Source organism: Colwellia sp. BRX8-7 (assembly GCF_014077275.1).
GTDB lineage: Bacteria > Pseudomonadota > Gammaproteobacteria > Enterobacterales > Alteromonadaceae > Colwellia_A.
Map to the genome: position 1 here is coordinate 1 of NZ_JACGVP010000001.1, position 10516 is coordinate 10516.

11 protein-coding genes are annotated in these 10516 nt (G+C 37.4%); 5 read left to right on the plus strand and 6 right to left on the minus strand.

Going from position 1 to position 10516, the window contains the following annotated elements:
• Positions 1-320: 320 nt before the first annotated feature.
• Positions 321-1118 (minus strand): CDP-diacylglycerol--serine O-phosphatidyltransferase, encoded by a 798-nt coding sequence (gene pssA / locus H4J57_RS00005; protein WP_182216982.1) that lies wholly within the window; start codon positions 1116-1118, stop codon positions 321-323.
• A 180-nt stretch (positions 1119-1298) separates the two neighbouring features.
• Here pssA and H4J57_RS00010 point away from each other — a divergent pair, with 180 nt between their 5' ends.
• Positions 1299-1745, plus strand: coding sequence for a DUF4124 domain-containing protein (locus H4J57_RS00010; protein ID WP_182241575.1), 447 nt, complete (start codon positions 1299-1301; stop codon positions 1743-1745).
• A 10-nt stretch (positions 1746-1755) separates the two neighbouring features.
• Here the strand turns inward: H4J57_RS00010 and clpB are convergent, their stop codons facing one another.
• The 3 genes from clpB to rluD all read right to left on the minus strand — a co-directional run bounded on the left by clpB (position 1756) and on the right by rluD (position 6212).
• The gene (clpB, locus tag H4J57_RS00015; protein WP_182241576.1) at positions 1756-4329 is read right to left on the minus strand and encodes an ATP-dependent chaperone ClpB; all 2574 of its coding nucleotides are present in this window, start codon (positions 4327-4329) and stop codon (positions 1756-1758) included.
• Between the two features lie 127 nt (positions 4330-4456).
• Complete coding sequence (gene pgeF, locus H4J57_RS00020; RefSeq protein ID WP_182241577.1) at positions 4457-5275, minus strand: peptidoglycan editing factor PgeF; 819 nt, start codon at positions 5273-5275, stop codon at positions 4457-4459.
• Positions 5235-6212 carry a 23S rRNA pseudouridine(1911/1915/1917) synthase RluD gene (gene rluD, locus H4J57_RS00025; RefSeq protein WP_182216975.1) on the minus strand — a complete coding sequence of 326 codons (978 nt, stop codon included), beginning with the start codon at positions 6210-6212 and terminating at the stop codon, positions 5235-5237. The genes pgeF and rluD overlap by 41 nt, the downstream gene beginning before the upstream one ends.
• Before the next feature lie 187 nt (positions 6213-6399).
• Between rluD and H4J57_RS00030 the strand changes: the two genes are divergently transcribed.
• Positions 6400-7164, plus strand: a complete 765-nt coding sequence (locus H4J57_RS00030) for an outer membrane protein assembly factor BamD (protein ID WP_070374470.1) — start codon at positions 6400-6402, stop codon at positions 7162-7164.
• 135 nt (positions 7165-7299) lie between these two features.
• Here the strand turns inward: H4J57_RS00030 and glnB are convergent, their stop codons facing one another.
• On the minus strand, positions 7300-7638 hold the full coding sequence (gene glnB, locus H4J57_RS00035) for a nitrogen regulatory protein P-II (protein ID WP_070374471.1): 339 nt from the start codon (positions 7636-7638) through the stop codon (positions 7300-7302).
• Between the two features lie 215 nt (positions 7639-7853).
• Here glnB and nadE point away from each other — a divergent pair, with 215 nt between their 5' ends.
• The 3 genes from nadE to H4J57_RS00050 all read left to right on the plus strand — a co-directional run bounded on the left by nadE (position 7854) and on the right by H4J57_RS00050 (position 10168).
• Complete coding sequence (gene nadE, locus H4J57_RS00040; protein WP_182241578.1) at positions 7854-8705, plus strand: ammonia-dependent NAD(+) synthetase; 852 nt, start codon at positions 7854-7856, stop codon at positions 8703-8705.
• Positions 8706-8795: 90 nt separating this feature from the next.
• On the plus strand, positions 8796-9371 hold the full coding sequence (locus H4J57_RS00045; RefSeq protein WP_182241579.1) for a GspH/FimT family pseudopilin: 576 nt from the start codon (positions 8796-8798) through the stop codon (positions 9369-9371).
• A 215-nt stretch (positions 9372-9586) separates the two neighbouring features.
• Entirely contained in the window at positions 9587-10168 is a 582-nt protein-coding gene (locus tag H4J57_RS00050) for a GspH/FimT family pseudopilin (RefSeq protein WP_182241580.1), read from the plus strand.
• Positions 10169-10177: 9 nt separating this feature from the next.
• On the opposite strand, the gene H4J57_RS00055 is transcribed toward H4J57_RS00050, so the two are convergent.
• On the minus strand, positions 10178-10516 hold the full coding sequence (locus H4J57_RS00055) for a TapY2 family type IVa secretion system protein (RefSeq protein ID WP_182241581.1): 339 nt from the start codon (positions 10514-10516) through the stop codon (positions 10178-10180).

The window sequence follows — 10516 nt, forward strand, 5'->3', positions numbered from 1 at the left end:
AACGTTTTATTTAATTTAATTTAAAGTTCTTTTCGAAGATTCAAACCTTATCTATAAAACGTTAAGTTAACTACTTTACTCTAAAGTGATGTAGATAACTTATCAAAACAGCTCTTTCGTGGTTCTTTTTGACTGAACCCCTTGGAACTGGAGCGCATTTTAGAGATTTCTCGCTGGGCGTCAACCCTTTTTTGTAATAACTTTGAAATAAATACTTATTCGCTCGATTAACGTACAAACTGTATTTTTATTGTGGTTTAATCAAACAACTAATGCCTTTTGCTCACAAAGCTGGTGCTACAGACAGTTAATTACTGCTGTTATTTATCTTTCGAGTTATCAACCGTATTAAAGTCTTCATCTTTGTCATCACCGACGACATCTTCTAATTTTAACTTATTAACAGAGCGGATAGTCGTAAACGGCCCCGAGCAAGCATAGAAGCCAAATACGATAAGTAAAACATTCTCTGGACTAGAAGCGATAATGACGAAGGCGAGTACAATGAGCAAAACCACAAAAAAATTAACTTTCCCCTTCCAATCGACTTCTTTAAAACTATTGTAACGAAAGTTACTGACCATCAACAATCCTGCAAGCATAGTAATAATGCCAACAACAATGCCATAGTCTTGGCCATTTATTTGATATTCTGCACCAACCCAGACCAAACTGGCAATAACTGCCGCGGCCGCTGGGCTTGCTAAACCTTGGAAAAATCGTGCATCAGCAATACCCACCTGCGTATTAAAACGTGCTAAACGAAGTGCTGCACAGGCAACAAAGACAAAAGCGGCTAACCAACCAAATTTTCCGTAACTCGATAACGCCCAATTATAAGCGACAAGTCCAGGGGCTATACCAAAAGAGACCATATCAGCCATACTGTCATATTCGGCACCAAATTCACTTTGTGTATTTGTCATCCGAGCAACGCGCCCATCTAAACCATCAAATATCATGGCAATGAATATTGCTACAGCTGCACTAATAAAATGACCATTCATTGAGGAAACTATGGCAAAAAAACCAGAAAAAAGTCCTGCGGTTGTTAATAGGTTAGGTAATAGGTAAATACCTTTCGAAGGAGTACTGGTATTTGTTTTTTTATCATTCATTATTGTTACAACGCTTGTTTAAAAATATATAGGTATAGTTAATCAAATCTAACATAAAAAACTATCATGGGTATATTAGAGAGTAATAGCATAATAATTCCTCGTTATAATTTGTAAAGTCCCAATTGTATTGTTATATAAAGTATTAGGATTTTTCTTTATATAGTTAATAGGTGACCAATGAGTTTTCGTATTCTGTTATTTGGGCTGATATTTTATTTTGGCTTTTGTTCGGCGAGTGAACTAATGGTCTATCGCTGGGTAGATGAAAACAATGTTGTTCATTTTAGTCAACATCAACCTGTTGGTGATGAGTACACCCAATTTTTAGTGTCTAATCAGTCAAGTGTAACTAGTCGCGCAGACATTATTACCAACCCGCTAGTTTCAGATGACGATGTGATCCCTCAACAAAATCAAGATAACCTCACGGCGACTATAAACAGACCTGAAAAATGTCTAGAGGCACAAGAAAATATTGCCATGTTAATGGCTTTTGATAAGGTCCAATATACGGATGAAGAAGGCAGTAAACAGATATTAACAAAAACAGAGAAACAACAGCAATTAGCGATAAACCAAAAACGCACAGAAGTTTACTGTGCGTCTTTAAGTGAAATGCCATAATACAAATTTGTTAGTGCGTAAAAACTAATTCACCGTCACTGACTTCAATACTTATCTCTGCCTTGTTTTTAAAGGCTCCTGACAATATTTTCTGAGCTAATGGGTTTTCAATTTTTTGTCTAATTACCCTTTTCAACGGTCTTGCTCCAAATAGAGGATCAAATCCAGCCAAAGAAATCAGCGCAAGTGCTTCTTGGCTAATTGATAGCTTAATATCTTGGTCTGCTAAACGATCTCTTAGACCGTCAATTTGTATTGCTGCTATTTTTTCTATCTGTTGTGATATTAATGGATGAAAAACAACTGTTTCATCAATGCGATTAATAAACTCAGGCTTAAAATGTAAACTCACTTCTGACATTACCTTAGATTTCATTTCTTCATACTGACCGTCATCAGCAAATTTTTGAATGTGATCAGAGCCAATATTAGAAGTCATAATGATAACAGTGTTTTTAAAATCAACAGTTCGCCCTTGACCATCCGTTAAACGTCCATCATCGAGCACTTGTAATAATATATTAAAAACATCACTGTGCGCTTTTTCAATTTCATCAAGAAGAATAACAGAATAAGGTTTGCGTCGAACAGCTTCAGTTAAATAGCCCCCTTCTTCATACCCTACATATCCGGGAGGAGCCCCCACTAACCGAGAAACTGAATGTTTTTCCATAAATTCAGACATATCGACACGAATAAGTGCATCTTCACTGTCAAAAAGATAATGGGCTAATGCTTTCGTAAGTTCGGTTTTACCCACACCAGTAGGACCTAAAAATAAAAACGATCCTATCGGCTGGCTTGGATCGGCAAGCCCAGCTCTTGAACGTCGGATAGCATTCGAAACACTGATAACCGCTTCGTTTTGTCCTATAACTCGCTGATGCAAGTTATCCTCCATTTGCAGTAACTTATCGCATTCTTCTTCAAGCATCTTAGAAACAGGAATACCCGTTGCTCGACTTAATACATCTGCAATTTCAACTTCAGTGACTTTATTTTTTAATAACGTCATTTCTTGCATTTCTGCTTGGCTTGCTAAATCGAGTTGTTTTTCTAATTCCGGTATTTTGCCATATTGTAATTCTGACATTTGGTTAAGATCGCCCAATCGTCGGGCAGCCTCTAAGTCAAGCCGAGCTTGTTCTAAATCTGTTTTAATAGCCTGTGTACCATGTAAAGCAGCCTTTTCAGTTTTCCAAATCTCGTCTAACTCATCAAAATTAGTCTGACAAACGCTAAGATCCAATGAGATCAGTCCTAAACGTTTTTTAGAAGCCTCATCTGAATCTTTCTCTAATGCCCGTTGTTCTAATTTCAGTTGAATGATACGCCGCTCTAATCGGTCTAAGTCTTCAGGCTTAGAGTCTATTTGCATACGAATACTAGAAGCCGCTTCATCTATAAGATCAATCGCTTTATCAGGTAATTGTCTATCACTGATATAACGATGTGACAAAGTAGCAGCGGCGACTATGGCTGGATCGGTAATATCAACACTGTGATGAAGTTCGTAACGCTCTTTTAAACCGCGCAATATGGCAATCGTATCTTCAACACTAGGCTCTTCGATTAATATTTTTTGAAAACGACGCTCTAAGGCTGCATCCTTTTCAATATATTGACGATATTCGTCCAATGTTGTCGCGCCGACACAATGTAAATCACCACGGGCAAGTGCTGGTTTTAACATATTTCCAGCATCCATCGCGCCATCAGATTTACCTGCACCGACCATGGTATGAAGTTCATCAATAAATAAAATGACTTGCCCTTCTTCTTTGGCTAGCTCACTCAATACCGCCTTTAAACGTTCTTCAAATTCACCACGATATTTAGCGCCAGCAACCAAAGCCCCCATATCCAATGATAATACCCGCTTACCTTTTAATCCTTCAGGAACTTCATGATTAATGATACGTTGTGCTAACCCTTCGGCGATGGCTGTTTTACCAACACCTGGCTGACCAATTAATACCGGATTATTTTTCGTACGACGTTGTAAAACTTGTATCGTGCGACGTATTTCATCATCTCGGCCAATAACGGGATCTAGTTTGCCCTGCTCGGCAAGCTCTGTTAGGTTCACCGTATATTTATCAAGTGCTTGTCGAATATCTTCAGCATTAGGCTCATCAACTTTTTGACCGCCACGCACATGTAATATTGCATCTTGAACACGTTGTTCACTTGCCCCAAGCGACTTTAATATTTGGCCTAGCTTTCCTTTGTCTTCAATAGCGGCAAGGATAAAAACATCAGAAGATATATACTTATCACCCATTTTTTGTGCGAACTTATCGCAGAGGTTAAGTAAGTTCCCCATAGCAGAAGAAAGTTGTACGTCGCCACCCGATCCAGAAACTTGCGCAAGTTGTTCTATAACCGTCTCGACTTGTGATCGCAGTGAAAGAACATTAATTCCTGCACTTTTCAATAAGGGTATAATGCTACTCGCGTTCTGATTTAATAGCGCTAACATGATATGCACGGGTTCTATAAATTGATGATCCCGACCTAATGCTATTGACTGTGCGTCTGAAATAGCGACTTGAAATGCTTGGGTTAATCTGTCTAAACGCATGAGGCTCTCCTGCCTAACAAAGAAAAATATTCTTTTATACCTTATAGATAAGGATATAATTGAAATTTTTCAAGGAACAAAATGAAAAGCTTTTGATTTGAAATAAGATTTAGTTTGTTTTTTAAACTTATTTTCGACAAATTATCGAAGCCATTCGTCCGGTAATGGTATCTCGTCGATAAGAGTAATACTGCTGTTCATTAGAATAGGTACAATGGTTTAAATGATGAACCTTATTAATACCGAGCGTATTTAGTTGGATTCTTGCTATCATTGCTAAATTGGCTAGGTATTTACCTTTATGTTTTTCCAGCGCTAATGGTTCATTTATAGCAGTGAAAGCCGATACAAATTTTTCTGACTGACTTTCAAAGGCACACTTTACTTCTTGCCCTACTTCAAAAGCATATTCACCAATACAAGGCCCCAACCAAGCAATGATATTTTCATTGTCTGTTTTCATATTATTGACGGTATTGGTAATAATATTTTTAGCTAAGGGTTTCCAACCACCATGGATCGCAGCAATTTCACTGCCGTCTATTGCAGTTAATAATATCGGTAAACAATCAGCGGTCATCACGGCTAAAGCAATATTCTTTTGCCGAGTGATTATCGCATCAGCTACTAAAGGCGTTTTTGAATAAGATTCTATGGTCACAACTTTATTACCATGAACTTGTTCAAGCCATTGAATTTTTGTATTAAGCGGTAAGTATGCGAGTAACGAAGCTCTATTTTTATTGACATTAACCAAGTCATCACCAACATGTTCGCCCAAGTTAAATTGGCCGTATACTGAAGAATAGCTATGATTAGAGGATAACGATTTTTTTTGAGGATGGAGTCTTGTCGAAGTAAAAGCCAGTACATTTAGTACTGGCCATTCTATATTGTAGAGACTGTTATAAATAGTCGTCTGTTGCGTTGATTTTCGAATCTTCACGCAAAACATTTGTTAAATTAACCATATCCTCTGGAATAGGTGCATGCCAAGTCATTTCTTCACCAGTTATAGGGTGAAATAATGACAACATTGCCGCATGTAATGCTTGGCGCTTAAAACTACGCAATAAATCCCGCAAATCTTCTGTCGCATTTTTAGGAGGACGAGGACGACCACCGTAGTTAGGATCTCCAATCAATGGATGGGTTATATGCGCCATATGAACACGAATTTGATGTGTACGACCCGTTTCAAGACGTAATCTTAAACGTGTGTGTAAACGGAATTTTTCCATTACACGATAATGCGTTACCGATGGACGTCCAAAAGGACTAACAGCCATGTGTGTTCTTTTGGTTGAATGACGACCTATAGGTTCATCAACCATACCACCAGCTGTCATTAGACCATTAGCAATCGCTTCATACTCACGCGTTATTTCACGCTCTTGTATAGCATCGACTAAGTTTGTTTGCGCTGCAATTGTTTTAGCAATAACCATCAAACCCGTTGTGTCTTTATCTAGTCTATGGACGATGCCGGCACGAGGGACAACATCAAGCTGTGGGCAATGATACAATAAAGCATTAAGTACCGTGCCATCAGGATTACCTGCACCTGGGTGAACTACAAAACCAGCAGGTTTATTAATAACTATAATATCGTCATCTTCATAAACAATATTTAAAGGAATATTTTGTGGTTCAAATCGCACGTCGCCTTCAACTTCAGTTGATATTTTGATCACTTCCCCGCCAAACATTTTCTCGCGTGGTATTATCAAAATAGCGCCGTTTAAAGTAACGTGACCTGCTAAGATCCATTCTTTTATGCGAGAACGAGAATATTCAGGGAACATCTCAGCTAATGTTTGGTCGAATCGTTTACCTAAACAAGTTTCAGGAACCGTATCTGTATGTTGAATTATTTCAGCCATTAAAATTTCTATTTAACTCTCTATAAATTTACTATGAATTAGCGCTGTGCAAGGCAAGTATGCTAGGTTAGAATGCCAGTGTTTATTTTACCTCTTTGCTCTATTAATTACATTAAGTAATTTGCAAAGGGCGTATATTTATTTAACTAATACCTTTAACTAAAACAAAGTAGTGATAACAAAGTCTATGCAAAATTTGACAATAAAAATGATAATACTAGTGCTTTCATTAGGGCTAGCGGCGTGTTCATCATCAAACAAAACCGACATTGAAAAAGTACCAGACAAGTCAGCACAAGCATTGTTCACCGATGCTAGAACTGCGCTTGATAGTGGCTTATATCAACGAGCTATCCAGATTTTATCAGCAATTGACTCACGCTTTCCATTTGGTCCTATCTCTCATCAAGTGCAATTAGACTTAATTTATGCTTATTATAAGAGTGGTAATTCAGCTCAAGGTATTGCTTTGGCGGATCGTTTCCTGCGTTTAAATCCTGATCATGTCAATCTTGATTATGTTTATTACATGCGAGCGTTAATCAATATTTCAACTGAAGAGAACCTTTTTCAAGAATTAGCAGGCATTGATCGTTCAGACAGAGATCCAACGGCTGCTCGCGAAGCATTCAAAGACTTTAAAACGATTTTGACTGAGCTACCGCAAAGCAAATATGCCGCTGATGCACGCAAACGTATGATTGGTATAAAATCACGTTTAGCTAAGTATGAATTAACAGTAGCTCGTTTTTATATGAAACGTGATGCTTGGGCCTCAGCAGCAAATCGTGGTAAGTACATTGTTGAATACTTCTCGCCTAGCCAGGAAGTGGAACAAGCCTTAGAGATTATGATTGAGTGTTACGACAAGTTAGATTTAATGGATTTAAAAATTAATGCGAAGCAAGTCTTAGCAGCAAATTATCCAAATAATAAGTTTTTAACTCGTTAAGTTTTAACTGTTTGTTAGCATTGAAATATAAGCTATAAAAATTTGCCTTATCAATAATAAGGTTTAAATTAATAAAAAGCCCATTGAGATATAATACTCAATGGGCTTTTTTTATGATGGGATTAACTGATAAAATTAAATAGCGGCTTCATCTTCTTCACCCGTACGGATTCTGATCACCCGCTCAACATCAGTGATAAATATTTTTCCATCACCAATTTTACCGGTTTGCGCTGTTTCTATAATAGCATTAACACAACGCTCAACTTGTTCTGTGGTGACAACAATTTCTAATTTTACTTTCGGTAAGAAATCAACCATATATTCTGCACCACGATAGAGCTCAGTGTGCCCTTTTTGTCGGCCAAAACCTTTTACTTCTGAAACAGTCATGCCTGTGATGCCAATTTCACTTAATGCTTCACGCACATCATCCATTTTAAATGGTTTGATAATTGCTTCTATTTTTTTCATTGTTGTTATCCATTAACCGCGAAATATACTTTGAATTGTACACAATTATATCAAATAAACCCAAGCGCTATATTTGTTGTAAGTCATTTAAATTTCAGATACTGAACAAACTAGCCAATACCGGTTACCTATATATTGAAGTATTACAGGTATACGTTACACTAGGATAATTTAACTTATCAAATAACTATCAAATAACTATCAAAGGAAGTTGAATGGATCCGCAATTGATCATAAATGAAATGAGAGTTTTACCTCAAATAGATGCTGTGTTTGAGATAAAACGCCGTATTGAATTTATCAAAAAAACACTTAAGGCTGCCGGACTCAAAAATTTAGTGCTAGGCATTAGTGGCGGTGTCGACTCTTCTACCTGTGGACGTCTTGCACAACTTGCTATTGATGAGCTCAATGCTGAAGAAAGAATCGCTAATAATAATTCGACATCACCCTATCAATTTATTGCGGTTCGTTTACCTTATGGCGTGCAAGCAGATGAAGACGATGCCCAGCTCGCTTTGGACTTTATTCAACCGACACATAGTTTAGTAACCAATATATTGAATGCAGTTAATGGCATTCACATTGAAACGCTTAACGCGCTTAACCAAGCAAATATCTTATCGGCAGACGATGCAAAAATCGATTTTTCAAAAGGTAATGCCAAAGCTAGAAGCCGAATGGTAACGCAATATCATATTGCCGGTATTGTTGGCGCACTGGTTTTAGGGACAGATCATTCAGCAGAAAACATTACTGGATTTTTCACTAAATGGGGCGATGGCGCCTGTGATTTAGCGCCTTTATTTGGTTTATCTAAACGCCAAGTACGGTTATTAGCAGAAAATTTAGGTGCGCCAGACTTATTAATTAATAAAGCTCCAACCGCGGATCTTGAAGAATTGGATCCGGGAAAAACTGACGAAGATGCATTAGGTATCAGTTATGAGCAGTTAGATGATTTCTTGGAAGGCAAACCAGTAGCAGCAGAGGTGCAAGCACTTATCATTAATATTTATCAAAAAACTCAACATAAGCGATTACCTATTCCAACAATCTACGATTAACTTTAACTTGTAAGCGCTAAACTTGTAAATTTAACGTTAACAGCTATACCTAGTAATACATCTACTCTAGCCAACGGACGGCTTAATGTTATGTCATACTTATCGTTTAAAATAATGGGTTTCACTCTCATTGAAACCTTAATCACGCTAGCTATATTAATTTTCCTTACCGCTATAGCTGTTCCTACGTTTGCAGATTTAAGGATAAGAATACGTGTTGATAATGAGATCACAGCCTTACATCGCCTATTATTATTAACAAGAAATCATGCGGTTAATCAGGAACGTTTTGTTACTGTTTGTCCACTTACCCCTTCTGGTCAGTGCTCAAACGAATGGCATAAAACGCTGACTGTATTCTATGATGATAATAAGAACAAAGCGCTTGATGCCTCAAGTGCTGAAGTGATTATAAAAATAAAATCAGCCATAAAGTCAGGCGATAAATTACAGTATGCTCAAGGCAGAACAGCATTAATTTACGCACCCAGTGGACGGCTCGCAGTGTGGGGAGGTAATGGTACTTTCCGCTATTGTCCAAAATCACACAGTAATAAATCAAGAGGAATTATCATTTCAGGCGCTGGGCGGTTTTATTTATCGAGCGACCAAAATATGGATGGAGCCGATGAAAATCGTAGCGGTCGAATCATTAGCTGTCACTAATCTATGACAACAAGCGCTTTTAAAAGGTATAGAGCTTATTATCATTTTAATAATAACAAGCTCTGATATCGATAACAGCAACCTAGCGAAAGAGTGACTTAAGTGATATAACTTAATTATCTTGAAATATTCTCACACAGTTTTGAATATGATGTAATCCCCATAAGACTAACTAAGTGCTCTCATGGGTATAACAAGAAATTAAGGCTTATATTATGAAGTATGATTATTTGCAATCAAACAACAAGCGACAGGGCTTTACACTCGTTGAATTGATGATAACTATCGCTATTGGAGCAACGTTAATGGCGATAGCGCTACCAAACTTCAATAGTTTTTTAGTTGAAACACGCGTCGACAATGAAATTTCTCATTTACAAAGACTACTATTAACAGCAAGAAATACCGCCATAAATGCAGAACAATCGGTTACCTTGTGCCCACTTAATGCAAGTAATAGTTGTGATACTAATTGGCAAAACGAAGTCAGTGTTTTTATTGATATAGATGGCGATAAAACTTATGAACCCGCCACTGACGAAAGAATAGTTGCAGTAAAGGCTAAGATAAAAACTAATGACAAACTTCAGTACGGCCAAGATAGCATTATATACAGACCTACAGGCAACATCACAGGTGGCGTTAGTGCTAGCCCATTTAAATATTGTCCAAAAGACTACCCGGCCAAGTCAAGGGGTATTACAGTAACTACCTCTGGACGTTCATACGTTACCTCAGACACAGATAGCGACGGCATTGATGAAGACCGCTCAGGCAATGAAATTACTTGCAGCTAAGTCTCCTCTTTAACGAGCAGTGTTTTCATCTAATTTCTTTGAAAGAGCATTGGAAAAATCATCATTTGATTTAACACATTCTTTTACTTGATGAACTTGCTGCTTTTGCTTTGAAAAGCCAGTCGCTATTTTTTTGCCGACTAACCAATCAGGATATTTTGCCAGTTTATTAGAACCAATAATGCCAAAATGAATAATGTCGTTACCGCCCATTAGTTCAACATGACATTTAATCTTAATTTTTGTCGATTTTTCTGTCGTCTTTGCCACGCTATCAATACTTATAAAAAGTAGACTTACAAAAAGTAAGTTGAGCGCTAAGCAATGCTTAAATAACAATTTCATCAT

Bases quoted from the DNA above. Each gene is read 5' to 3' on its own strand.
- glnB (WP_070374471.1), bottom strand. From the start codon at position 7,638: ATGAAAAAAATAGAAGCAATTATCAAACCATTTAAAATGGATGATGTG.
- clpB (WP_182241576.1), bottom strand. From the start codon at position 4,329: ATGCGTTTAGACAGATTAACCCAAGCATTTCAAGTCGCTATTTCAGAC.
- nadE (WP_182241578.1), top strand. From the start codon at position 7,854: ATGGATCCGCAATTGATCATAAATGAAATGAGAGTTTTACCTCAAATA.
- H4J57_RS00055 (WP_182241581.1), bottom strand. From the start codon at position 10,516: ATGATGAAATTGTTATTTAAGCATTGCTTAGCGCTCAACTTACTTTTT.
- H4J57_RS00050 (WP_182241580.1), top strand. From the start codon at position 9,587: ATGAAGTATGATTATTTGCAATCAAACAACAAGCGACAGGGCTTTACA.
- H4J57_RS00030 (WP_070374470.1), top strand. From the start codon at position 6,400: ATGCAAAATTTGACAATAAAAATGATAATACTAGTGCTTTCATTAGGG.
- pssA (WP_182216982.1), bottom strand. From the start codon at position 1,118: ATGAATGATAAAAAAACAAATACCAGTACTCCTTCGAAAGGTATTTAC.
- H4J57_RS00010 (WP_182241575.1), top strand. From the start codon at position 1,299: ATGAGTTTTCGTATTCTGTTATTTGGGCTGATATTTTATTTTGGCTTT.
- H4J57_RS00045 (WP_182241579.1), top strand. From the start codon at position 8,796: ATGTCATACTTATCGTTTAAAATAATGGGTTTCACTCTCATTGAAACC.
- rluD (WP_182216975.1), bottom strand. From the start codon at position 6,212: ATGGCTGAAATAATTCAACATACAGATACGGTTCCTGAAACTTGTTTA.